Raw genomic sequence first — 22,194 nt, forward strand, 5'->3', positions numbered from 1 at the left:
CGTGGAAGGCGAACGGGTATACGCCGCAGATCGAATGGTCACGGTGGGTCAAGCCACTACCGATGATCTGAGCTACCCGACGAACTACGGTGCGCCATTGCCTTGGCCAACTCGTCGACGGTGACCGATTCACCACGTGCCAACTCGGCGTCGGAGGCGCCCAGTCGGGCCACGGTCTCGGGGTCGGACAGGACCGCGATGGTTTCCTCGAGCGGCTCCGGATCATCAACGCTCACTGTTGCTGGAGTTGGTGGAAGCGCCAGGCGTCGCGGACTATGTCGGCGATGTCGGGTTGTTCGGGGGTCCAGCCGAGTTCTCGGGTGGCGCGGGCGGAGGAGGCGAAGAGGGTGGCCGGGTCGCCGGGGCGGCGGGGAGCGGTTTCGATGGGGAGGGGACGGCCGGTGATGTCGCGGATCGCTTGGATGACTTGGAGATTCGAGAAGCCGATGCCGTTGCCGAGGTTGTAGATGCGGTGCTCGCCCAGCGCGATCGCGTCCAGGGCGAGCAGGTGGGCGCGGGCGAGGTCGGTGATGTGGATGTAGTCGCGCACGCAGGTGCCGTCGGCGGTGGGGTAGTCGTCGCCGAAGAGGCTGAAGGTGTCGCGTTTGCCGTCGGCGGCGTCGAGGGCGAGCGGGATGAGGTGGGTTTCGGGCTGGTGGCGTTCGCCGATCATGGTGCCGTCACCGCAGTCGTGCGCGCCCGCCACGTTGAAGTAGCGCAGGGAGATGGCACCGAGGCCGCCCGCCCTGGCGAAGCTCGCGATGGCGCGGTCGATGGCCAGTTTGGTGTCGCCGTAGGTGTTGACCGGGTCGGTCGCCGAGGTCTCGACCAGGGGCAGTTCGCTCGGTTCGCCGTAGACGGCGGCGGTCGAGGAGAACACCAGCTTGTGCACTCCCGCAACGCACATGGCGTCGAGCAGGGCCAGCGAGGCACGGGTGTTGTTGTCCCAGTGCCACTCCGGATGCACCATCGACTCGCCCGCCGCGATCAAACCGGCGAAATGCAGTACGGCGTCGAATCCCGCTGCGGGCGTGAGCACCTCGGCCACATCCTGCACCCGGCATCGCACGAACGTCGCGTCGGCGGGTATCTGCCTGTCGTCGTTGCGGGACAGATCGTCGAGCACCACCACCTCGTGCCCCGCGTCGAGCAGCAGCCTCGTGACGGTGGCGCCGACGAATCCGGCGCCGCCGGTGACGAGCAACTTCATGGTCATCCTTCCGATCAGGTCGGTCAGGGCACGCGCATGAACTCAGCAGATACTAGGTGCGGTGGGCGAGCAGATGCCGCATGAGGTGGCCGGTCAGCTCCTCGGGCGCCTGCTCGGGAATCCAGTGCGACACCTCCTCGAGCATTTCGAACCGGTAGGGCCCGGTCACGTACCGCTCGGTGGCCATGGCCGCGGTGGAACCGACGGTGGTGTCCTCGGTGCTCCACACATAGAGGGTCGGCACCGACACCGGGCCGGTCGGCCCGGACAGATGCATGGCCCGGTACCAGTTCAGCGCCGCGGTCAGCGCTTCCGGCTCGGTGAGCCGCCGCACGTAGTCGTCGATGCGGTCCTCGGCGATCTTCCAGTCGAAGATCTTGCGCAGACCGGCGCCGCTGTCGGCGAGCAGCACCCGCTCGGCCACCCGCGGTTTGCGCAGCAGGGTGAAATATTGCGAGCGCTGCGCCTGATCCTCGTCCTCGGTCATCGCACGCAGGAACGCGGCGGGATGCGGCAGCGACACCGCGGTCAGCGTGCGGATCCGCGCGGGCATCGCCGCGGCGGCCGCCCAGCCGACGTAGGCGCCCCAATCGTGCCCGACCAGGTCGAACCGCTGCCATCCGAGCGCATCGGCGATCGCGGCGACATCGCCGATCAGCTCCTCGATCCGATAGTCGGCGACCGGCTCCGGCCGCACGCCGGGGGAATACCCGCGCTGATCCGGCGCGACGACGTGGCAACCGCCGCCGCCGAGCGCGGTCAGCTGGAACTCCCATTCCAGCGCACTCTGCGGAAACCCGTGCAGCAGTAGCACTTCCCGCCCGCCCGGTGCGCCGCAGGCCAGCGCGTCGAAGGTCCCCGCAGCGGTCGGAATCTCGATTGCCTCGATCACCCGGTCGACTCTAGAGGCCGGTCCGGGTGATCGCGGTGAGCCAGATAACCATTCTCGGCAGGATCTCGGCGAGTTTCGCGGTGGCGCAGTGGCCCGCGCCCGCGATGAGCTCGACCTCGGTATCGCGGCGGCCGTTGAACACGACGGTGTCGTGCTGCGGCACGTGTACGTCGTCGGCGCCGTTGACGACAAGCATCGGGGCGTTGTCGTCCTTGTCGAGCAGACAGTGCAGCGAGAATTCGCGCCACCGTCCGGCCAGCTCCTCCGGCGTCGGCGGATGATCGAAACCCAGTGCGTTGCCGATGATTCCGGACATACCGAAGCGGGACTCGCCCGGCCGGGTGAAGGCGTGCTCGACCGGACCGCCGAGCACGATGGCGGCGTCGACCGCACCGGCCAGCCCGGATCGGGCCGCGTAGTAGCCGCCCATCGAAATGCCGAGGTGCGCGACGGTGCCGTTGCCGATCGAGCGGGCGTGCGCGATCAGGCCGTCGACGATGTCGGCGCCGCCATCCGGCGTCATCGGCACCGTGGATTCGCCGGTGCCGGCGATATCGAAGGCGAGCACCCGCATTCCGGTCCGGTGCGCGAAATACCCGAAGATGCCGTGCAGGTCCATCTTCCACGTATCGACGCCGCCGCTGGCGAGCAGCACCGGGGCGTCATCGGGCAGGCCGGGCGCGGAGAGCAGGTGCACCGGCAGCTCGGTGGTGCCACCCCGGTGCGGCAGCGTCAGCAGGCCGCGGTCGAACTCGACGCCGAAATCGGCTGCGGCCAGCTCGTATTGGACGATCTGGTTGGCGAACGCGGCCCGCTTCGCATCGTCGGCGAGGCACGGAAACTTCGCCCACCCGTAGGCGAGCGCGGCCAGGTCGTGCCGCCCCGCCATCGCGTAACCCGCCGCAAGCAGCGACCATTCGTGCACCCAGCCGCCCGCCTCGTCGGTCCACATCTCGGTGACCTTGGCGCGCAACGCGTCCACGTCGTCTTCGGGCAGTCCGGTTCTGCGCATCTGGGAATACCGCTCCGCGAACAGGTCAGCGGGGTCCAACGGCCACCGGTACGACATCCCAAGCCTCCTCGGTAGGGCTCTGGCGATTCCCAGTCTAGGCATGTCGTGACGGCGGGCTTGTCCCCAATTCCTGGGGACGGTGTTGTCAGTGCTCGTCGTAGTGACCGTCGTGCGCGGCGTGCCGGTGCCCGTCGTGCAGGTAGTCGAGGTGATCGCCGTGCGGTACGGCCTCGTGCCCGCAGCCGTCGCCGTGCACGTGGATGTGCTCGGGATGTTCGGTGTGGCCGGACGGCTCGCATTCGTCGTAGTGGCCGTCGTGTTCGCGGTGCAGGTGGCCGTCGTGGGCGTAGTCGACGTGATCACCGTGCGGCACCTCGGCATGGCCGCAGCCCGGTCCGTGCGCGTGGTCGTGCTCGGTGTGCTCGATATGTGCTGTGGTCATTCGACATTCCCTCTTTCCATGGTGGTGGACAGTGGAGCCGAGCACGGGGCGCTCCCGTGACCAGGGAGTACCGCCGATCGAACACAGTAACCGATGCGCATGCCTGCATGTTGCCAATGGCGCGCCGCGTGTCACCCGCCGGAAAGCGTTACAGCACTTCGGAGAGGAACCGCTGCAACCGCGGCGTCTGCGGATTGTCGAACAGCGCGTCCGGCGTCCCCGTCTCCACAACCTGGCCCTCGTCCATGAACACGACATTGTCGGAAACCGTGCGCGCGAAACCCATTTCGTGCGTCACCACGATCATCGACATACCGCCGGAGGCCAGCTCGGCCATCAGCGCGAGCACGCCCTTGACCAGCTCCGGGTCCAGCGCCGAGGTGGCCTCGTCGAAGAACATGATCTCCGGCTTCATGGCGAGCGCGCGGGCGATCGCCACCCGCTGCTGCTGTCCGCCGGACAGATTCGCCGGGCGGGTATCGGCCTTGTCCCGCAGGCCGACCACCTCGAGCTGCTCGAGCGCCAGCGCACGCGCCTGCTCCTTGGACAGCCCGCGCAGTTTGCGCGGGCCGAGCGCGACATTGTCGGCGACCGTCTTGTGCGGGAACAGGTTGAAGTGCTGGAACACCATGCCGATCCGCTGACGCAGCCGGTCGGGATCCTCGGTGAGCACCGACTTCCCGTCCAGCAGCACGTCACCCCTGTCCGGTTCGTGCAGCCGGTTCAGTACCCGCAGCAGCGTCGACTTACCCGATCCGGACGGGCCGATGACGGTGCTCGTCTTGCCCGCGTCGACGTGAATGTCGATGCCGCGCAACACCTGATTGTGGCCGAGCCGCAAATGCAGACCGGTGCCGGTGAGGGATGCACTCATTGTCAGCGCCCTTCCGTGATCGTGGCCTGCTCGAGCTTGTCGATGGGCCGGTCGGGCCTGCCGGTGCGCATCCGGCGGTCGATGTAGTTGACCAGGTGCGTCAGCGGGATGGTCAGCAGCAGATAGACCAGGCCCGCCGCGACCAGCGGCGAGAGATTTCCGGTCTGCGCGTTGAGATCCCGGCCGACCGCGAACAGCTCGCGCTGGGTGGCGAGCAGGCCGAGGAAGTAGATCAGCGACGAATCCTTGATCAGCGCGATGAACTGGTTCATCAGCGCGGGCAGCACCCGGCGCACACCCTGCGGGATCACCACCAGCGTCATGGCCTGCCGGTAGCCGAAGCCGATCGCGCGCGCCGCCTCCAGCTGTCCCGGCTCGACGGACTGGATACCCGAGCGGAAGATCTCGCCGATATAGGCGGAGGAGAGCAGCGCGAGCGCGAGCGCGCCGAGCCAATACGGATTGTTGCCGGTGATATCGCGGACCACCGGGCCGATGCCGAGCCCGATGATCAGGATGATCACCACGGCGGGCAGGCCGCGGAAGATATCGGTGTACACCCGGGCCGGCCAGCGCAACCAGCGGCTGCGCGAGATGCCCGCCACCGCGAGCAGCATGCCGAGCACGGTGCCGATCGCGCCCGAAACCAGCGCGAGGATCAGGGTATTCGGCAGACCGGTCTTGAACAGATCGGGAAATGCCTTGCGGTACAGCGACCAGTCGAAGAACGTGTCCTTCAGTTGCTGGACAGTCGATTTCGGCGCGGTCTGCGGCGTGTCGTCCGACTTCTTCTGCTGAGCCGCGAGCGCCGCGAAGTCCGGCATCTGCGGCTGCGCGGCGGCTTTCGAGCCCGGCTTCCAGCCCGGCGGCAGCTCACGCGGCACCCAGTCGCGGTAGAGCGCGGCGTAGGTGCCGTCGGCGATCACCGCGTCGAGGCCGCTGTTGAGCGCGTCGATCAGCGGCTGGTTGTTCTTGCCGACCGCCCAGCCGACGAAGTTGTCCAGGCTGAAGGTGTTCTGCGCCACCGACGTGCCGTCGCCCGGCTTGACCAGGCCCTCGGCCTGCACCGACGGCGCGACCCACGCATCGATCTGGCCGGACTTCAGGTTCGCGTACGCGGTGTTGTAGTCCGGGAACTTCACCGGATCCAGGTGCAGCTGGTTGATCACGTACTCGTCCTGCACGGTGCCCTGGACGACGCCGATCCTGGTGCCGCGGTTCAGGTCCGAAAAGCCTTTGACGGCACTGCCGTTGGGCAGGACGAGGGAGAAGTAGCCGAAGTCGTAGCCATTGGTGAAGCCGACGAGCCGGCGGCGCGCGTCCGTGGTGGTGATATTCGACGAGCCGACATCGAAGCGGTTACCGGCGACCTGGGCGAGCAGACCGGCGAATTCGGTACCGGCGAACTGCACCTGCAACCCGAGCTTGGCGGCCACCGCCTTCAGCAGCTCGTTGTCGAAACCGGTGAACGAGCCCTTCGAGTTCACGCAGATGCTCGGCGGCGCGTCCGAGAGGGTGCCGACGCTGAGCTTGCCCGGCGTGATCAGGCCGAGCTTGGTCACGTCGATGGAGTTCAGCGGGACGACGGACGCGGTGGTGTATTTGTCGCTGCCCGCCGCCGCGGCGGACGCCAGGTTGGTCGGCGCCGCGGAGGCGGCGCTCAGACCGGGCGGGGTACATAGGTCGCGGCTCGACGAATCGTCGCCGGACCCGCAGCCCGTCGCCGACAGGCCGACGGCGAGCAGGACTACGGCGAGCAGCGCACCAGCGCGCACAGCGGACAAACGAGCCATGATCGACAACCTAACCCGGACCGCGGTCAAATCCAGAGTTGCGGTCAGCGGGAATTGATCGAGTCGTGACGGCGGCCTGCCGCCTGCCGCCGCGGTATTCTCCCCGCTGCGCCGGGGAATCGATCGCCGTGCCCCGCCTCGATCCGCCCGACGGGGCGGTGAACAACGTCACGCCCCGTCCCACCTGGGGCGATCAGGCGCCGGCGGCGATACTGTCGCGCCAGCGCACCGCGTTCCGCACCTCGGTCAGGTCGTATTCGGGGCCGCCGGTGTCCACGGTGAACAGGGTGACCCCCGCCGCGACGAACGCCGCCGCCTGCTCGACGCCCGGCCATGCCACAGAGCGCTCGATCTCGCCCTGGTCGCGGCCGACGGCGGCGCAGTGCTCGGCGAGGATGGCGTTCTTCTGTGCGAGCACATCGAGGTCGGCGAAGCTGTGCCAGATATCGCCGTATTCGGCGACGAGGCGCAGCGTCTTCTTCACACCGCCGCCGCCGATCAGGATCGGGATATCGCGGGTCGGCGCCGGGTTGAGCTGCTTCAGCCTGGCATCGATGCGTGCGAGCACGGTTTTCAGGTGATCCAAACGCGTTCCCGCGGTACCGAATTCGTAGCCGTACTGGTCGTAGTCCTTCTGGAACCAGCCCGCGCCGATGCCGAGGATCAGCCTGCCGTCGCTGATGTGGTCGACGGTGCGCGCCATATCGGCGAGCAGGTCCGGGTTGCGGTAGCCGCCGCCGCTGACCAGCGCGCCGATCTCCACCCGCTCGGTCTGCTCGGCGAAGGCGGCCAGCATGGTCCAGCACTCGAAGTGCGCGCCATCCGGATCGCCGTAGAGCGGATAGAAGTGGTCCCAGTTGAAGACGATGTCCACACCCGCGTCCTCGGACCGCAGCACCGCATCGCGGATCAGTCCGTACTTGGGTGCGTGCTGCGGTTGTAGCTGGACACCGATCCGAACCGGTCGATTCATCTGAGCTCCCTTGTCGCTCGGGCAGATTCCCTGGTCGAGGCTACCGGCGGCACACGGATCCGGCACGCCATTAAACCGGCAAGGCGGATATACATTTTCGACTGGAACTTGTCATAGACCGGCTCGGTGCGAGTTGATAACATCCCATGAGTAGCGGTTAATCGGTCGCCCGCACCGGCGGCGACCGATGACAGATTCTGCGCTGGACACGGTTTCCGCGCTGAATGAATCGAGGGGAAATATGACCGCGGCTACCATGACGCGCGCCGAAGAATTGGGCATGACCGTCACCCTGTGGCAACCGACCATCGGTGCGGAGATATCCGGCATCGATCTCCGGCGCGACATCGATGACGAAGTACGCGATGCCGTCAAAGAACTTCTATTGCAATACAAAGTCCTGTTCTTCCGCGATCAGGATATTGATCATCGGCAGCAGGCCCGATTCGCCGCACGATTCGGCAATCTCTATATCCATCCGATCTCCCGAAGTGATCATCCGGAAACCCCCGCCGTGCATCGCGTCGCGCTCGATGACTATGTCATCCCGGCCGAATATCGCGACCGCGCGCACCGCGTCGACGGCGATCCCGCGGCGACGAAACCCACCTCGGGCTCGTCGCGGCCGTCCTGGGACGGCTACCACACCGACACCAGCTGGCGGCTGATCCCGGCCTGGGGCGCGGTGCTGCGCGCGGTGACGCTGCCGCCGGTCGGCGGCGACACCATCTGGGTCGACGCCAACCTCGCCTACGAATCGCTGGAACAGCCCATGAAGGACCGGCTGAAGCGCGCGTACGTCGCGCACGACTTCCGCTTCGCGCTCAACGCCGCCGGGTTCATGTATCCGCTCGTCGCCCATCCGGTGGTCCGCACGCACCGGGAGACCGGGCGGAAAATCCTCTGGGTCAACTATTCGCACAATCCCTCGATCATCGGCAGGGACCGGGCGGAGAGCAATGAAATACTGAACCGGATCAGCGACGCCTATCGGAAACCGGAATATCAGGTGCGTTTCAGCTGGCGTCCGAATTCGGTCGCATTCTGGGACAACAGGTCGACCGTGCACTACGGGGTGACCAATTACGGTGATCAGCCACGCCTGCTGGAGCGGGTGCTCATCGATGACGATCGAACACTGGCCGATCTCTGATCGCCGATCGCGCATCGAGAAAGATATGTCATGAACGACGTCGGCAATGAATACGATGTGATCGTCATCGGCGGAGGGCCCGCCGGCTCGGCGACCGCAGGGCTGCTGGCCAAGAAGGGCAGACGGGTCCTGCTGCTGGAGAAACAGAAATTCCCGCGCTATCACATCGGTGAATCGCTGCTCACCGGAGCGATACCGGCGCTGGAGGAGCTGGGAATATTCGACCGAATTCCGCACCTCGGCGGCGCGGTGAAGAAATACGGCGGCACACTGCGCTGGGGCGCCGACAAGGGCACCTGGGATTTCCGCTTCGCGGACGGCTCACCGTACGAGTACGCCTTCCAGCTGCGCCGCGCCGACTTCGACGCGCTGCTGCTCGCCCGCGCCCGCGAACTCGGCGTCGAGGTGATCGAGGAGGCCTCGGTGGCCGCACCGATACTCGACGGCGACCGGGTCACCGGCGTCTCCTACGGCACCCGCGCCGCACCCGGCGTGTGCACCGCCGGTGCGCGTTTCACCGTCGACGCGTCTGGCCAGGCAGCCGTCTTCGGCCGCTGGTTCGACATGATCACCTGGAACGAGGACTTCCGAAACATGGCCACCTGGGCCTATTTTCAGGGCGCCGAGCGCTACGAGGGCACCAAGCGCGGCGATATCGTCACCGAGCACACCGACAACGGCTGGTTCTGGTGCATCCCGCTGTCCGACGGCACGACGAGCGTCGGGCACGTCTCGCAGATGGCGCGCAGCGGCAAGTCACGCCAGGAGATGGCCGACCTGTTCTACGCGGAGCTGGCCGAGACCACCGAGGTCAGCCGCCTGCTGCGTCATGCCTTTCGCGCCAGCGAATTCCGCAACACCAAGGACTGGTCCTACACCTGCGACCGCATCCACGGCAGCGGCTGGGCGCTGGTCGGCGACGCGGCCGCGTTCGTCGATCCGCTGCTGTCCACCGGGATGACGCTCGGGCTGCGCGCGGCGCGCGGGCTGGTCGCCGCGGTCGATACGACGCTCACCGATCCGGCAGCGGGCGCGGCCGCGATGAACCGGTACGAGGAGAACTATCGGCGGGTCATCACGCAGATCCTGACCTTCGTCCGCTTCTTCTACGAAACGAAGCACCACAAGGAGGACTATTGGGCCAAGGCGCAGGACATCATCGATCCGGACCGATTGCGGCCCCGCATCAGGGATTTCGTCACCGTCATGTCGGGATTGAACGGCCTGTTCGCCACCGAGGACGAGAAGCAGCAGTACGCGCTGCTGAAAGAGCGTATCGCCCAGCGGATTCTGAGCGCGGCGGAATAGCGAGGTGGCATGAGTAGCACGCCGGTGTTCTTCACCACCGAGAACGGGTACTTCGTGCCCGCTGCCCAGGCACTCAGTTTGTGGTCCGAGCGCGCGCTGTCCGGCCCGCCGATCTGCGGCCTGGTCGCCAGGGAGTTCGAAACGAACTGTTTCGCACCGGAATTCGTCCCCGGCAGGTTCGACGTGGAATTGCATCGGCCGGTGCCTGCCCGTCCGCTGACGGTCGGGAGCCGGATCATCCGGGACGGCAAGCGATTACGGTCGGCCGAGGCGACGGTATACGCCGATGGGCGGCCCGCCGCGCGGGCCAGGCTGGTACTGCTGCGCAAGTCCGCGCAGCCGCCGGGAATCGTGTGGTCCGGCCATCGCGCGCGACCGATTCCGGCCACCGGCGGCCCCGACTTCCCCGATCCGGGAAAACCGCTGTTCGGCAGCGACGGGCACGCGTCCGGCTGGTCGACGAGCATGCGCGATCATCACGACAGTTCCCGCAAACGCACGTGGCTGCGGCGGATAACGCTGATCGACGGCGAGGCGCCGACACCGTTCGTGGTCGCCGCGATACTCGGCGAGCAGGCCAGCTTCGTCGCCAACTGGGGATCCGGCGGCGTCGGCTACATCAACATCGATGTGTCGATGGTGTTCGCCCGGCTGCCGTCGAGCACCGAAATGGGGATCGAGGCCGACGACCACCTCAGCGCGGACGGCATCGCGGCCTGCTCGGCGACCCTGTACGACGCGGACGGACCGATCGCCACGTCGACGGTCAGCGCGATAGCGGGCGAACGGCAGCAGCTGGATCTGCACGGCAACGTCACGCCCGGATTGACGACGCGCTTCCCGCAGTCCGTCGAATAGCGCACGGCACCAACGATGTCCGCGACGATCCCGCCACCACCGACCGCCCGGCGCCCGGTGCGGCTGGTGATCGTCGGCGCACTGCTCGCCATGCTGCTCGCCATGCTCGACACCGCGGTGGTCGGCACCGCGATGCCGAGGATCGTGGCTCAGCTCGGCGGGCTGGCGCAGGCGGCGTGGGTGGTCATCGTCTACACGCTGCTGTTCGCGGTGTCGACGCCGGTGTGGGGCAAGCTCGGCGACTGGTGGCATCGGAAATCTGTCTTCCTCACCGCCATCGCGCTCTTCCTCACCGGCTCACTGCTCGCGGGCCTGGCCTGGTCGATGGCGGCGCTGATCGCGTTCCGCGCGCTGCAGGGTCTCGGCGCGGGCGGCATCGTGGTGAATGCCTCGGCGATCATCGGCGCGCTCGTCGCCCCGCGCGAACGCGGCCGCTACCAGGGCATGATCGCGAGCACCATGGCCATCGGCATCATCGGCGGTCCGCTGCTGGGCGGTGTCATCAGTGAGACGCTGAGCTGGCGGTGGGCGTTCCTGGTCAATATCCCGCTCGGGCTGCTGGCGATCGCGTGGACCTGGTGGCTGCTCGACCTGCCGAGCCAGCGCAGGCCGGTGCGAATCGACTACTGGGGCAGCGCGACTCTCGCCGTCACCGTGACCGCACTCGTCCTGATCGTCAGTTGGGGCGGTGTCGAATACCCGTGGCTATCCCCGCCGATTCTCGGTGCGGCCGCCGCGGCGATCGCCGGACTCGGCGCGTTTCTGGTCGTCGAACGCCGCGCCAGGGAACCGGTGCTACCGCTGCGGTTCTTCGGCAGCCGGACCATGGTCGTGACCACGCTGACGGCGCTGGTCGTCGGGGTGACGATGTTCAGCGCGACGCTGTACCTGCCGCTGTTCCAGCAGACGGTGCAGGGACTTTCCGCGGCCAACTCCGGACTGCTGCTGCTTCCGATGATGATCCCGCTGGTGCTGGTCTCCCACCTCACCGGAAAACTGATGAGCGCGACGGGCCGGTACAAGATTTTCTTCGTGCTCGGCGGGCTGGCCGGAACCAGCGGCGCGGCGCTGCTCGCCATGGTCGACGCGCATACCGGTCGTCCGATCCTCGCGCTGGCCATGGCCATGCTCGGCATCGGGCTCGGGTGCACGATGCAGCTCACCGTCACCATTGCCCAGAACAGCGTCGGCCTCGCCGATATCGGCGCCGCCACCGGCGTGACCACCCTGTTCCGGACCATGGGCGGCTCCGTCGGGCTCGCGCTGTCCGGTGCACTGTTCGCCCAGGCGGTGCGCGGCCACGACCGCGGCGAGGGCGCAAGCTACCTCGACAGCTTCGCCACCGGCATCGGCCGGGTGTTCCTGGTGACCACGATCATCTGCGCGATCGGCTTCGCGATCTCCTTCCTCGTCGAGGAGATTCCGCTGCGCACAACGAATTCGGCCGCGCCGGTCAAGCGATAGCACGATCGAACTCGAGCAGATCGCCCACGAATCGCGCAGATCCAGTAGTATCGCCGAAACCCTTACTCGGATCGTCCGGCACGTTCCTGCCGGGATGGGATGTGATTCTGCCATGGCTACGGTGACCTTCGACCGCGCTACCCGGCTCTACGCCGGCGCCACCAAACCCGCTGTCGACCAGTTGAATCTGGAGATCGCGGACGGCGAATTCCTCGTTCTCGTCGGCCCCTCCGGCTGCGGCAAGTCGACCTCGCTGCGCATGCTCGCGGGGCTGGAGGACGTCAACGGTGGCCGAATCCTGATCGGCGCCAACGACGTCACGCACGCGGAGCCCAAGGAACGCGATATCGCGATGGTGTTCCAGAACTACGCGCTCTACCCGCACATGACCGTCGCCGAGAACATGGGCTTCGCGCTCAAGCTGGCCAAGGTCGCCAAGGCGGAGAAGGAGAAGCGGGTACTCGAGGCGGCCAAGCTGCTCGATCTGGAGCCGTACCTGGACCGCAAGCCGAAGGCGCTGTCCGGCGGTCAGCGCCAGCGCGTCGCGATGGGCCGGGCGATCGTGCGCCAGCCGCAGGTGTTCCTGATGGACGAGCCGCTGTCGAACCTGGACGCGAAGCTGCGCGTGCAGACCCGCACCCAGATCGCGCAGCTGCAGCGCCGCCTCGGCACCACCACCGTGTACGTCACGCACGACCAGGTCGAGGCGATGACCATGGGCGACCGGGTCGCCGTGCTCAAGGACGGCCTGCTGCAGCAGTGCGCGACCCCGCGCGACCTGTACCGCGATCCGGCCAACGCGTTCGTCGCGGGCTTCATGGGCTCGCCCGCCATGAACATGTTCACGCTGCCGGTCGAGAACGGCAGCGTCTCGCTCGGCGGTCACGCACTGCCGGTGCCGCGCTCGGTCGCCGACGCGGCCGAGGGTTCCGTGGTGGTCGGCATCCGGCCCGAACATCTCGAAATCGGCGGCGCCGGTGTCGAAATGGAGGTCGACGTGGTGGAGGAACTCGGCTCCGACGCCTACATCTACGGCCGCACCACGGCCAACGGACTGGCCAACGGCGCCGGGGAGACCATCGTGGCGCGGGCGGATTGGCGCAACCCGCCGTCGAAGGGCACCAGGGTGCGGCTGTCCACCGACGCCGACCACACCTACTTCTTCTCCGCCGTCGACGGGCGCCGTCTCAACTGATTACGCCCACAGCCGAACAGGGCGCGCGATCGGGCGCCCTGTTCGCAGACTCGGCGAGCCAGTGGCCGGGGAGATCCAGCTGGCTGGTTCATGCCTTGGCGCGGCGGCGCTGGTTCATGCCTTGGCGCGGCGGCGCTTGGCCTTGTATTCCTCGTTCAACCGGACGCCGAGCTCGTCGAGCGCGATCTCGTTGCCGGTGGCGCTGCGGATCTCGACGCGCACCGGCGCGCCGGTCGCCTCCTCGACCAGCAGTAGCGGCGGCGGTCCCTGCTGCAGGTAGGCATCACCCCACTGCATGAGCGCGAGCACCGCGGGCAGTAGTCCGAGGCCCATCTCGGTCAGCACGTATTCGTGCCTGGTGCGCTTGCCCTCCTCCTGATACGGCTGCTTGGTGAGCAGGCCCGCGTCGGTGAGCTTGCGCAACTGCGTCGCGGCGGCGGCGTCGGTGATGCCGACCCGCGCGGCGAAACCGTCGAAGCGCGTTGTGCCGTAATAGGCCTCGCGCAGGATGAGGATGGCCGATCGGGTGCCGACCAGTTCCATCGCCTTGGCGATCGAGCATTCCGTCGGTTTCCACGAGCTCAGATCCGCCAGGGGTCCTTCCATCACTGCTGCCATGACACACATCATAGCTCGGCCTGACTTGCCCAAACTAAGGTCAGGTGTAAGCTGACTATGTGTTGATAGAGCCAGGCGAAGCGGCCGGGCTCGCGGTCGGAAAGGAAGTACCCATGAGGGACGCGGTGATCGTCGAGGCGGTACGCACGCCGATCGGCAAGGGCAAGCCCAACGGAGCCCTGCACAACGTGAACGCGGTGGACCTGCTCGCACACAGCCTGCGCGAGGTGGTGGCCCGCAGCGGCATCGATCCCGTACTCATCGACGATGTCATCGCGGGCGTCGTCACCCAGATCGGCGAGCAGGGCCTCAATATGACCCGCCGCGCCGCGCTGGCCGCCGGATTCCCCGAATCCGTGCCCGCGACCACCGTCGACCGGCAATGCGGCAGCAGCCAGCAGGCTATCCACTTCGCCGCACAGGGCGTCATCTCCGGCGCGTACGACATCGTCGTCGCCGGCGGTGTCGAATCGATGGGCCGGCTGCCCATGGGCGCCAACCTGATCGGCTCCGAGGATCCCTCGGGTGCCGGCTTCGCCGCCCGCTACCCGGACGGCCTTGTCGGACAGGGCATCAGCGCCGAGCTGATCGCCGCCAAGTGGGGCCTCACCAGGAGCCAGCTGGACGAATTCGCGCTCGGCAGCCACGAAAAGGCCGCGCTGGCAACGAAGAACGGCCTGTTCGCCCGCGAACTCGCCCCGATCAACGGGTTGGAGACCGACGAGGGCATCCGCGTCGGCAGCACACTCGAGACACTGGCCAAGCTGAAGCCCGCCTACTACGACCCGGCGATGGCCGAGCGGTTCCCGCAGATCGGCTGGGAGATCACCGCGGCCACCGCGAGCCAGGTCAGCGACGGCAGCGCGGCGGTGCTGATCATGACCAGCGAGAAGGCGAAGCAGCTCGGCCTGAAGCCGCTGGCCAGGCTGCACAGCTTCGCGGTGGTCGGCGACGATCCGCTGCTCATGCTCACCGCGCCGATCCCGGCCACCAAGAAGGTGCTCGACCGCGCCGGGCTGCGGATCGCCGATATCGACCTGGTCGAGATCAACGAGGCATTCTCCCCGGTCGTGCTGGCCTGGGCGCAGGAGACCGGCGCCGATATGAGCAGGGTCAACGTCAACGGCGGCGCGATCGCCATCGGCCATCCGCTCGGCGCCTCCGGCGCCCGCCTGGCCACCACCCTGGTGCACGCCATGCAGGACCGCGGCGCGCGCTACGGCCTGCAAACCATGTGCGAGGCAGGCGGTCTGGCGAACGCCATGATCCTCGAACGGATTTAACCGTTCGAGCCGGGCGGCACCCGACTGGCGAGGCGGGTGCCGCACCGACTACTCACTCCGCGCTGTGATCCGGGGAACACCGAGGTCTGCGCTGTCACACCTTCGGGGTTCCGCATCGTCTAATGCGGTGAAGACCTGCTGAGGCGGCCGAGGAACGAACTCCCGGCCCGGACGAGGAGTGACAACAATGACCACACCCATTCTGGTTACCGGTGGCACCGGCACGCTGGGCACACACGTCGTGCCGTTGCTGCGCGCCGCGGGCCGCGAAGTACGCATCCTCACCCGCACGGCGCGCGATGGCGCGGACGGCATCACCTACGCCGCCGCCGACCTGCTGAACGACCAGGGCATCGAGGCCGCGCTGGCGGGCATCGAGACGGTCGTGCACCTGGCAGGCGACGCCAAGAACGACGAGGCGGCGACCCGCAACCTGGTGAAGGCCGCCAAGGCCACCGGTGTGCGGCACATCGTGTACATCGGCGTCATCGGCGAGGACACCGTGCCGCTCGGCTACTTCAAGGCCAAGCTCGGCGCCGAGCGCGCGATCCTCGAATCGGGTATCCCGTTCACCGTCCTGCGCGCGGCCCAATTCCACGACCTCACACTGAAAGTCGTGCAGACGATGGCGAAGCTGCCGATCGTGCCCGCACCCGGCGTCTTCCGCGCCCAGCCGGTCGAAACCGCCGAGGTGGCCGCCCGCCTGGTAGAGCTCGCACTTGCCGAGCCCGCTGGCCGCGTCCCCGATATCGCGGGCCCCAAGGTCTACACGCTGCCCGACCTGATCCGCACCTACCTCCACGCCACCGGCAAGCGGCGCCTCCTGCTCCCTGTCCCGGTCCCCGGCAAGATCGGCCGCGCCTACCGCGCAGGCGAAAACCTCGCCCTCGAAGGCGCCACTCACGGCCACCGCACCTTCGAAGCCTTCCTCGCCCAAGCGATTTGAAGTCAGCGGCAGCGGCGGCCGAATGCGCGGCAGCGGCCGCATCCGCCGGTGCGCCGACCAGAACTACACGCTCGGCATCGCCCAGTCCCCAGCCCACAGCGGCGGCGCTGCCACACACAATCCAAACGGCCTAAACCACAACACAACGGCAACCACACCCCGCACCGCACGCAATCGGAACGGCCAGCACCACGATGCAACGGCGAGCGAGCCCTGCACCACGCACGATCCGAAACGGCCGACACCGACGAGATGACAGTGACGGCCAGGTGAGGCCGCGCGATGCGCGCAGTCGAAGGACCGGATTACGCTGGCGGCGATGAGTGATCCCGTGAGCAGCGTTGTGTACGCCATTCCGATGCGGACGAGGTTCCGCGGGATCACCTTGCGCGAGGGGATGGTGTTCGAGGGGCCGCTCGGATGGGGGGAGTTCTGTCCCTTCCCCGAGTACGACGACCGGGAGGCCGCGTCCTGGCTGGCCACCGCGGTCGAGCAGGTCACCGTGGGTTGGCCCGCGCCGGTGCGTGATCGCATTCCCATCAATTGCACTGTGCCCGCGGTCGGTCCGGAGCAGGCGCACGCCATTGTCGCCGGTTCCGGTTGCCGCACCGCCAAGGTGAAGATCGCCGACCATCCCGATTCGCTGGCCGAGGATCTGGCCAGGGTCGAGGCGGTGCGGGACGCGCTCGGTCCCGGCGGCGCGGTTCGCGTGGACGCGAACGCGGTGTGGGATGTGGACACCGCCGTCACCCGGATCAACCAACTCGACAAGGCCGCAGGCGGTTTGGAGTACGTCGAGCAGCCGTGCCGCACCATCGAGGAACTGGCCGCGGTCCGCCGCCGCGTGGCGGTGCGCATCGCCGCCGACGAATCCATCCGCCGCGCCGAGGATCCGCTGCGCGTCGCGGTGGCGGGCGCCGCCGATATCGCCGTCCTCAAATGCACACCGCTCGGCGGGGTGCGCAGAGCCCTCCAGGTCGCCGAGGCCGCCGGACTGCCGTGCGTGGTGTCCTCCGCCCTGGAAACCAGCATCGGCCTGGCCGCCCAGCTGGCACTCGCCGCCGCGCTCCCCGAGCTCGAATTCGCCTGCGGGCTGGGAACTTTGTCCCTCCTGGACGGCGACCTCGTCACCGATTCCCTGCGCCAGGTCGACGGCTACCTCCCCGTCCCGAGCGGCCCACCGGTCCCCGATCCGGCGCTGCTCGAACGCTACCGCCACCCCGACCCGGACCGAGTTACCTGGTGGCAGCAGCGATTCGATCGCGTCCAGCGGCTGATATCCGAGTAGTTCACTTCTTCCATTCGGGCGGCGGGACGCCACTATCGATCAGATACGCGCCGAGAAAGAACGTCGCGACGATGATCGCGATGGCGGCCAATGGCCAGATCCAGGCAATGGTGCGCCGACGCGCGGCACGGAACATCATGGCCGCCGAACCGATCAGCGCGGCCACGCTGCTCACGATCGGGATCCCCCAGCCGAGATCGATCATTCCCGGATTGCAATGGTGGGGACCACATTCGATCGTCGCGATCGACACGATCACCAGCCCGCAGTAGGCCAGCACGGCAAGCCCCAACGCCACGACGTAGAGCAGCACCGCAACGCCGATATCCCCCGCCCGCACCGGCTGCGCCGCATGCGTCCCACTCTCCGATTCCCCCATGCCCGCCACGTTCCCCCGCTCGTACTATCGACCGACCGAGCGGAATTGCTCAGTCCACGTACGTATTTCGCGCACCGCCCACAATCCGCAACGCCCCGGCCCCGAGCTCCCACTCGCCGCGCCACCACACCCGGACCACTTCCGCGCACCACAAGCGATCCGCAACACCCCCGGCCACGCACCGCACCAGCCACGCCACCACACCGAACGCACCACACCCGAACCGCTTTCACGCACCACAAGCGATCCGCAACACCCCCGGCCACGCACCGCACCAGCCACGCCACCACACCGAACGCACCACACCCGAACCGCTTCCGCACACCATGAGCAATCCGCGGCACCTCAGCCGGGCGCCCTCACTCATCCGACACAACCGGACCGTGCACCGCGCACTGTGCCGCGGGCCCCGGCTGCGGCTGACACCTCCACTACCAGCGTCGTATCCGGCCGCGCGCTGCACGGACCGTGCGGCGGCGGTGCCGGTGCGACGGGTCAACCGATGCGCACGCCGCAGCCGAGCATTGTGGTGCGCAGTAGCAGGGCGGCCTCCGGGCCGATGATGCCGTCGACCAATTCCAGGTAGCGCGAGCAGAATTCGGGGCCGTGGGGAGCGACGGCTCCGGGGGTGGGTTCGAAGTGATGGGTCAGCTCGTGCAGGACGACGAGTTCGCGCAGGGCCCACGCGGTGCCGCCGGCGTGGAGGGGCACGGCCAGCACCGCGTCGGCGGACTCGTAGTGCGCGGCGGACGCTCCGGCCCTGGACCGGACGCGCACCGGGGTCGATGCCCGATCCCATTGCGCGCGTACCCAATTGAGCGCGAGCACCTTGTCGGCGTAGCTCTGCACCGACGCCACCGAGGCGAACCGCCGCTCGATCGGCAGCGTCAGCTGCGACCCGTACAGCTCGACGGTCCGATTCCCGTGCTCATCGGCCCGATCGAACACGCCACGCACCAACTGCTCGGCGTCGTACACCTTGGCCCGCTGACCATCCCGAACACTCATCCCGTCACCGCCCCTTGCCAGCGCGACACGCCGAGCGCGACACGCCACCTAAGTCCTGGTCGAGCGATCATCAGGAACTGAGGGCAGCAAAACGCGAGAGAGCACTTACACCAGTTCCTGATGATCATTCGTCCAGCTCGCCGAGCGGACCGTCGCCCGAGGCGGGTGCGGTCCAGCACCGCTCAGCCATCGTCGCGCGCGGTCAATTGGCCACGGGCGGCGCCGAGTTCCGGCGAGTTGCCCAAGCGGGCCGCCTTGCCCGCGCGGTCACCCGCGCGCTTCGCCGCGGCGGAATGACCGGCCGAGGCCTGCGGGCCGCGCCAGGTGCCGCGTGCCTCGGAGGTACTGGTGTAGAAGTCGGTGAGCTCGATCTCCTTGTTGCGCAAGGCGATCGCGGTACTGGTCGAGGTGGCGTCGGCGGGCGCCACCTCGGCCTCGACCTCCGCCTTCACCTCGGCGAGCCGCTTGCCGATCCGCGCGGCGAAGGCCATCTGGAAGTTCAGCCTGGCGGTGACCGGCGCGACCGGCGCCTGCACCTGCCGCTGCACCCTACGGCCCCAGCGTTTTTCGACGACGACCTTGTCGACCGTCGCCGTCCGGTACTGCCCCGACTTGATGTACTGATCCGACGCGCGCACCATCTGCACCAGCAGGCTGGTGTAGAGCGCCTCGCACGCATCGATATCGGAGTCGAATCCGTAGGCGTACACCTGGGTCGAGGTACGAGCAACATCGCAGCGCACGTCGTTGGCATGCGCGATCGCGACGAATAGCTGCACATAGGTGCGCAGCCCCTTCTTGCCGGGCTCGCCGATCGGGATCACCCGCTGAATCGGCGTCGGCCTGCGCTCACGCCCCGCCACGTGGGCACGAGCCACCGCGAGGTCGATCGAGGACCTGGTCGCCAGGCGCTGGGCCGCGGCGAGAAACGCCTCGGCCTCGTGCTCGTTGTCGGTGGATTCGGCCTGGCGCAACAGCCCGCCGATGCGGGTGAGCATCCGATCGGGAACCGTGTTGGGCGAAGTCATTGCCCGCTACCCTAGCTAAAGTTTCCTACGCAATTCGGGCGTGGCACATGAACACCATGTATCTTGCCTTGTGCACCGACAGGGTGTGCTGCTGCTCACGTTCTCGATCCTGGAGTGTCCGCGATGGCTTTGAAGAAGGTGTCGTCCCTACGTTCGTCGCTCGTGTCCCGAGCGGCCATGGCGGCGACCGCGGCGGCTTTGCTGACCGCGACGTTCGCCAGCGCCTGCTCCAATGACAGCGGGGGCAATCCGACCGGCCAGAACCTGTCCGGCCGCGGCCCGATCACCTACGTCGAGGGCAAGGACACCACCGAGACCGGCGTGGTCAAGCAGCTCATCGAGCGCTGGAACGCCTCGCACCCGAACGAGCAGGTGACGTTCAAGGAGCAGTCGAACGACGCCTCGCAGCAGTACGACGACCTCGTCGAGCACATGCGCTCCAAGCAGTCGAACTACGACGTTGTCGCCCTCGACGTGCCGTGGACCGCCGAGTTCGCCGCCAAGGGCTGGATCCAGCCGCTGAAGGACTCCTTCGCGATCGACACCTCCGCACTGCTGCAGCCGCCGGTCGCCAGCGCCACCTACAACAACACGCTGTACGCGGCGCCGCGAAACACCAACGGCGGCTTGCTGTTCTACCGCAAGGATCTGGTCCCGAACGCGCCGAAGACCTGGAAGGAAATGCTCGGCCAGTGCCAGGTGGCCAAGGACAACAACATCGGCTGCTACGCCGGTCAGCTCGCACCCTATGAGGGCCTGACGGTGAACACCGCCGAGGTGATCAACGCCTACGGCGGCACCTTCGTCGGCGCCGACGGCAAGACGCCCACGGTGAACAGCTCGCAGGCCCGCGCGGGCCTGAAGGTGCTCGTCGACGCGTACAAGAACGGCGACATCCCCAAGGCGGCCATCTCCTTCAAGGAGCCGGAGAGCGGCAACGCCTTCGCCAAGGGCGAGCTGCTGTTCCTGCGCAACTGGCCGTACTTCTTCGGTGAGGCAGGCTCGGACTCCTCGCAGGTCAAGGACAAGTACGGCGTCGCGCCGCTGCCGGGTGAGAACGGCGTCGGCGCCTCGACCCTCGGCGGTTACAACGCGGCCATCAGCGCGTTCTCCAAGAACAAGGCCACCGCGCTCGACTTCCTGCGCTTCCTGATCAGCGAGGACGCCCAGCACATCATCGCCTCGGGTTCGCTGCCCTCGGTGCGCGCCTCGATGTACGACGATCCGGCCCTGATCGCGAAGATGCCGTACCTGCCCGCGCTCAAGGATTCGATCACCAGCGCCGTGCCGCGCCCCGTGACCCCGTTCTACCCTGCGGTGTCGAAGGCGGTCCAGGACAACGCATATGCTGCGTTGACCGGAACCAAGTCCGTGGACGACGCGATCATCGGCATGCAGAAGGGCATCGAAACGGCCGGATCGTAACGGTCAGCGCAACGGACCCGACCACCCCGTAGGAGTGAGATAACGGTGTCGGATCCTTCGGGAACGGCCAAGAAGGCGCGCGGATTCGGCGCGCTGGCAGCGGAGTTGCGGCGATCGGGTAAGGCGTGGGTGTTCGTCACGCCCGTATTGCTCGCACTCGCCGTCGTCATCGGCTACCCGGTGTTCCGGGCGATCTGGATGTCCTTCGAGAAGGACTCCGGGCTCGACAAGTCCACCGGCATGTTCGTCGAGGGCGGCAACGCCGGATTCTCGAACTACACGCACTGGTTGCTGCAGCAGTGCCAGGCGGGCGGGCAGACGGTGTCGTGCCCGACCGGCACGCTCGGCTCCCAGTTCTGGATGGCCATCGGCGTCACGCTGTTCCTCACCGTGGTCGTGGTGACGCTGGATACCGTGATCGGTCTCGGCATGGCCATGGTGATGGGCAAGTCCTTCCACGGCCGCGCGCTGCTGCGCGCCGCCGTGCTGATCCCGTGGGCGATCCCGACCGCGGTGACGGCGCGGTTGTGGGAGTTCATGTTCCAGTACGACGGCGTGGTGAACCGGGTGCTCGGCACGCACATCCTGTGGACCGCCGACGCCTGGCCCGCCCGGTTCGCGGTGATCGTGGCCGACGTGTGGAAGACCGCGCCGTTCATGGCGCTGCTGCTGCTTGCGGGCCTGCAGGTGATTCCGGCCGACGTGTACGAGGCGGCCAAGGTCGACGGCGCCTCGGCGTGGCAACGCTTCACCCAGATCACCCTGCCGCTGCTCAAACCGGCGCTGATGGTCGCGGTGCTCTTCCGCACCATGGACGCGCTGCGCATGTTCGACCTGCCCGCGATCATGACCTTGAACAACGCGGCGACCAGAACGGCGTCGATCCTGGTCGTCGATCAGGTGCGCCAGGGCCCGAACAGCGCGGCCGCGCTGTCGACCATCACCTTTCTGCTCATCTTCGCGGTGGCCTTCTTCTTGGTGAAGGTCTTGGGCGCCAACGCGGTGCGCACCCAGGAAGAACAGCGGGAGGCGAAGTGAGCGTCGA

22 protein-coding genes are annotated in these 22,194 nt (G+C 67.6%); 10 read left to right on the top strand and 12 right to left on the bottom strand.

The window, feature by feature from the left end:
• Nucleotides 1-56 precede the first annotated feature (56 nt).
• The 8 genes from ACIG5A_RS21755 to ACIG5A_RS21790 form a co-directional block, all read right to left on the bottom strand.
• Nucleotides 57-236, bottom strand: a complete 180-nt coding sequence (locus ACIG5A_RS21755; RefSeq protein ID WP_397242683.1) for a hypothetical protein — start codon at nt 234-236, stop codon at nt 57-59.
• On the bottom strand, nt 233-1,210 hold the full coding sequence (galE, locus tag ACIG5A_RS21760; RefSeq protein WP_397242685.1) for a UDP-glucose 4-epimerase GalE: 978 nt from the start codon (nt 1,208-1,210) through the stop codon (nt 233-235). The genes ACIG5A_RS21755 and galE overlap by 4 nt, the downstream gene beginning before the upstream one ends.
• 52 nt (nt 1,211-1,262) lie before the next feature.
• Nucleotides 1,263-2,102 (bottom strand): alpha/beta fold hydrolase, encoded by an 840-nt coding sequence (locus ACIG5A_RS21765; protein ID WP_397242687.1) that lies wholly within the window; start codon nt 2,100-2,102, stop codon nt 1,263-1,265.
• Between the two features lie 10 nt (nt 2,103-2,112).
• Nucleotides 2,113-3,171, bottom strand: coding sequence for an alpha/beta fold hydrolase (locus tag ACIG5A_RS21770; RefSeq protein WP_397242689.1), 1,059 nt, complete (start codon nt 3,169-3,171; stop codon nt 2,113-2,115).
• A gap of 88 nt (nt 3,172-3,259) precedes the next feature.
• Complete coding sequence (locus ACIG5A_RS21775) at nt 3,260-3,556, bottom strand: hypothetical protein (RefSeq protein ID WP_397242691.1); 297 nt, start codon at nt 3,554-3,556, stop codon at nt 3,260-3,262.
• 148 nt (nt 3,557-3,704) lie between these two features.
• Nucleotides 3,705-4,430, bottom strand: coding sequence for an amino acid ABC transporter ATP-binding protein (locus tag ACIG5A_RS21780; protein WP_397242693.1), 726 nt, complete (start codon nt 4,428-4,430; stop codon nt 3,705-3,707).
• Nucleotides 4,431-4,432: 2 nt separating this feature from the next.
• The gene (locus ACIG5A_RS21785) at nt 4,433-6,223 is read right to left on the bottom strand and encodes an ABC transporter substrate-binding protein/permease (protein WP_397242695.1); all 1,791 of its coding nucleotides are present in this window, start codon (nt 6,221-6,223) and stop codon (nt 4,433-4,435) included.
• A gap of 193 nt (nt 6,224-6,416) precedes the next feature.
• Nucleotides 6,417-7,196, bottom strand: coding sequence for an LLM class F420-dependent oxidoreductase (locus tag ACIG5A_RS21790; protein WP_397242697.1), 780 nt, complete (start codon nt 7,194-7,196; stop codon nt 6,417-6,419).
• Nucleotides 7,197-7,437: 241 nt separating this feature from the next.
• Between ACIG5A_RS21790 and ACIG5A_RS21795 the strand changes: the two genes are divergently transcribed.
• The 5 genes from ACIG5A_RS21795 (at nt 7,438) to ACIG5A_RS21815 (ending at nt 13,174) form a co-directional block, all read left to right on the top strand.
• On the top strand, nt 7,438-8,349 hold the full coding sequence (locus tag ACIG5A_RS21795; protein WP_397242700.1) for a TauD/TfdA dioxygenase family protein: 912 nt from the start codon (nt 7,438-7,440) through the stop codon (nt 8,347-8,349).
• Between the two features lie 30 nt (nt 8,350-8,379).
• Entirely contained in the window at nt 8,380-9,657 is a 1,278-nt protein-coding gene (locus ACIG5A_RS21800; protein WP_397242702.1) for an NAD(P)/FAD-dependent oxidoreductase, read from the top strand.
• Nucleotides 9,658-9,666: 9 nt separating this feature from the next.
• On the top strand, nt 9,667-10,515 hold the full coding sequence (locus ACIG5A_RS21805) for an acyl-CoA thioesterase domain-containing protein (RefSeq protein WP_397242704.1): 849 nt from the start codon (nt 9,667-9,669) through the stop codon (nt 10,513-10,515).
• A gap of 15 nt (nt 10,516-10,530) precedes the next feature.
• Complete coding sequence (locus ACIG5A_RS21810) at nt 10,531-11,979, top strand: MFS transporter (RefSeq protein ID WP_397242706.1); 1,449 nt, start codon at nt 10,531-10,533, stop codon at nt 11,977-11,979.
• 112 nt (nt 11,980-12,091) lie between these two features.
• A complete protein-coding gene (locus ACIG5A_RS21815; protein WP_397242708.1) occupies nt 12,092-13,174 on the top strand; it encodes an ABC transporter ATP-binding protein in 1,083 nt (360 codons plus the stop codon).
• A 114-nt stretch (nt 13,175-13,288) separates the two neighbouring features.
• Here ACIG5A_RS21815 and ACIG5A_RS21820 read toward each other — a convergent pair whose 3' ends face one another.
• Entirely contained in the window at nt 13,289-13,804 is a 516-nt protein-coding gene (locus tag ACIG5A_RS21820) for a winged helix-turn-helix transcriptional regulator (protein ID WP_397242710.1), read from the bottom strand.
• A 101-nt stretch (nt 13,805-13,905) separates the two neighbouring features.
• Here ACIG5A_RS21820 and ACIG5A_RS21825 point away from each other — a divergent pair, with 101 nt between their 5' ends.
• The 3 genes from ACIG5A_RS21825 (at nt 13,906) to ACIG5A_RS21835 (ending at nt 17,309) form a co-directional block, all read left to right on the top strand.
• Nucleotides 13,906-15,075, top strand: a complete 1,170-nt coding sequence (locus ACIG5A_RS21825; protein WP_397242712.1) for a thiolase family protein — start codon at nt 13,906-13,908, stop codon at nt 15,073-15,075.
• Between the two features lie 187 nt (nt 15,076-15,262).
• Complete coding sequence (locus ACIG5A_RS21830) at nt 15,263-16,021, top strand: SDR family oxidoreductase (protein WP_397242714.1); 759 nt, start codon at nt 15,263-15,265, stop codon at nt 16,019-16,021.
• Between the two features lie 319 nt (nt 16,022-16,340).
• Entirely contained in the window at nt 16,341-17,309 is a 969-nt protein-coding gene (locus ACIG5A_RS21835) for an o-succinylbenzoate synthase (RefSeq protein ID WP_397242716.1), read from the top strand.
• A gap of 1 nt (nt 17,310) precedes the next feature.
• Here ACIG5A_RS21835 and ACIG5A_RS21840 read toward each other — a convergent pair whose 3' ends face one another.
• The 3 genes from ACIG5A_RS21840 to ACIG5A_RS21850 all read right to left on the bottom strand — a co-directional run bounded on the left by ACIG5A_RS21840 (nt 17,311) and on the right by ACIG5A_RS21850 (nt 19,724).
• A complete protein-coding gene (locus ACIG5A_RS21840) occupies nt 17,311-17,688 on the bottom strand; it encodes a hypothetical protein (RefSeq protein WP_397242718.1) in 378 nt (125 codons plus the stop codon).
• Between the two features lie 495 nt (nt 17,689-18,183).
• The gene (locus ACIG5A_RS21845; RefSeq protein WP_397242720.1) at nt 18,184-18,696 is read right to left on the bottom strand and encodes a TIGR04338 family metallohydrolase; all 513 of its coding nucleotides are present in this window, start codon (nt 18,694-18,696) and stop codon (nt 18,184-18,186) included.
• 182 nt (nt 18,697-18,878) lie between these two features.
• Entirely contained in the window at nt 18,879-19,724 is an 846-nt protein-coding gene (locus ACIG5A_RS21850) for a DUF2786 domain-containing protein (protein WP_397242722.1), read from the bottom strand.
• 123 nt (nt 19,725-19,847) lie between these two features.
• On the opposite strand from ACIG5A_RS21850, the gene ACIG5A_RS21855 reads away from it, so the two are divergent.
• Together ACIG5A_RS21855 and ACIG5A_RS21860 are read left to right on the top strand one after the other, a co-directional pair.
• Entirely contained in the window at nt 19,848-21,149 is a 1,302-nt protein-coding gene (locus tag ACIG5A_RS21855; protein ID WP_397242724.1) for an ABC transporter substrate-binding protein, read from the top strand.
• A 45-nt stretch (nt 21,150-21,194) separates the two neighbouring features.
• Entirely contained in the window at nt 21,195-22,187 is a 993-nt protein-coding gene (locus tag ACIG5A_RS21860) for a carbohydrate ABC transporter permease (RefSeq protein WP_397242726.1), read from the top strand.
• The last annotated feature ends 7 nt before the right edge of the window (nt 22,188-22,194 follow it).

Origin of the sequence: Nocardia sp. NPDC052566 (assembly GCF_044547285.1) — a bacterium.
Taxonomy (GTDB): domain Bacteria; phylum Actinomycetota; class Actinomycetes; order Mycobacteriales; family Mycobacteriaceae; genus Nocardia.

Excerpts from the sequence above, each read along its gene's own strand:
- galE (WP_397242685.1), bottom strand. The coding sequence starts at position 1,210 with ATGAAGTTGCTCGTCACCGGCGGCGCCGGATTCGTCGGCGCCACCGTC.
- ACIG5A_RS21770 (WP_397242689.1), bottom strand. The coding sequence starts at position 3,171 with ATGTCGTACCGGTGGCCGTTGGACCCCGCTGACCTGTTCGCGGAGCGG.
- ACIG5A_RS21775 (WP_397242691.1), bottom strand. The coding sequence starts at position 3,556 with ATGACCACAGCACATATCGAGCACACCGAGCACGACCACGCGCACGGA.
- ACIG5A_RS21780 (WP_397242693.1), bottom strand. The coding sequence starts at position 4,430 with ATGAGTGCATCCCTCACCGGCACCGGTCTGCATTTGCGGCTCGGCCAC.
- ACIG5A_RS21785 (WP_397242695.1), bottom strand. The coding sequence starts at position 6,223 with ATGGCTCGTTTGTCCGCTGTGCGCGCTGGTGCGCTGCTCGCCGTAGTC.
- ACIG5A_RS21790 (WP_397242697.1), bottom strand. The coding sequence starts at position 7,196 with ATGAATCGACCGGTTCGGATCGGTGTCCAGCTACAACCGCAGCACGCA.
- ACIG5A_RS21795 (WP_397242700.1), top strand. The coding sequence starts at position 7,438 with ATGACCGCGGCTACCATGACGCGCGCCGAAGAATTGGGCATGACCGTC.
- ACIG5A_RS21800 (WP_397242702.1), top strand. The coding sequence starts at position 8,380 with ATGAACGACGTCGGCAATGAATACGATGTGATCGTCATCGGCGGAGGG.
- ACIG5A_RS21805 (WP_397242704.1), top strand. The coding sequence starts at position 9,667 with ATGAGTAGCACGCCGGTGTTCTTCACCACCGAGAACGGGTACTTCGTG.
- ACIG5A_RS21810 (WP_397242706.1), top strand. The coding sequence starts at position 10,531 with ATGTCCGCGACGATCCCGCCACCACCGACCGCCCGGCGCCCGGTGCGG.
- ACIG5A_RS21815 (WP_397242708.1), top strand. The coding sequence starts at position 12,092 with ATGGCTACGGTGACCTTCGACCGCGCTACCCGGCTCTACGCCGGCGCC.
- ACIG5A_RS21820 (WP_397242710.1), bottom strand. The coding sequence starts at position 13,804 with ATGATGTGTGTCATGGCAGCAGTGATGGAAGGACCCCTGGCGGATCTG.
- ACIG5A_RS21825 (WP_397242712.1), top strand. The coding sequence starts at position 13,906 with ATGAGGGACGCGGTGATCGTCGAGGCGGTACGCACGCCGATCGGCAAG.
- ACIG5A_RS21830 (WP_397242714.1), top strand. The coding sequence starts at position 15,263 with ATGACCACACCCATTCTGGTTACCGGTGGCACCGGCACGCTGGGCACA.
- ACIG5A_RS21835 (WP_397242716.1), top strand. The coding sequence starts at position 16,341 with ATGAGTGATCCCGTGAGCAGCGTTGTGTACGCCATTCCGATGCGGACG.
- ACIG5A_RS21840 (WP_397242718.1), bottom strand. The coding sequence starts at position 17,688 with ATGGGGGAATCGGAGAGTGGGACGCATGCGGCGCAGCCGGTGCGGGCG.
- ACIG5A_RS21845 (WP_397242720.1), bottom strand. The coding sequence starts at position 18,696 with ATGAGTGTTCGGGATGGTCAGCGGGCCAAGGTGTACGACGCCGAGCAG.
- ACIG5A_RS21850 (WP_397242722.1), bottom strand. The coding sequence starts at position 19,724 with ATGACTTCGCCCAACACGGTTCCCGATCGGATGCTCACCCGCATCGGC.
- ACIG5A_RS21855 (WP_397242724.1), top strand. The coding sequence starts at position 19,848 with ATGGCTTTGAAGAAGGTGTCGTCCCTACGTTCGTCGCTCGTGTCCCGA.